The sequence below is a fragment of the Bacillus sp. SIMBA_031 genome (genome assembly GCF_046535225.1).
Classification (GTDB): domain Bacteria; phylum Bacillota; class Bacilli; order Bacillales; family Bacillaceae; genus Bacillus; species Bacillus velezensis.
The window spans coordinates 1-284 of sequence record NZ_JAWRXC010000137.1 but is presented as its reverse complement, the minus strand read 5'-3'; the positions used below and the strand labels follow the sequence as shown (position 1 = coordinate 284).

Genomic DNA, 284 nt, shown 5'->3' with positions numbered 1-284 from the left:
CGGTTTGTCCTGGCAGCAGCTCCCCCAAGGCACCTGGCCAGGCGTAGCTTAGGGCCGCGAGACCAGGCAACGGGTCCACGATGGAGATGTTCCTCAGAGTGACATTTCCCGTGTTCTTCGCTGTGACGTTGTACCTGATCGGGTCACCCACAACCGACGGCGAATGCATTCCCGAGACATCTGCCACCGTGGAAAATGACATGGCCGGTGCACCAACCAAGGGAGTGTCGGTGGAACTTGAAGCAGCAGGCAACCCGGGTCCTACGACGGGCGTTGCGCTGGCC

General features: G+C 61.3%; 1 protein-coding gene. It reads right to left on the bottom strand.

Annotated features, from left to right (window positions below; genetic code table 11):
* A partial coding sequence (locus tag SB724_RS19815; RefSeq protein WP_410572511.1) for a DUF7507 domain-containing protein occupies nt 1–169 on the bottom strand: 169 nt, incomplete at its 3' end.
* Nucleotides 170–284 lie beyond the last annotated feature (115 nt).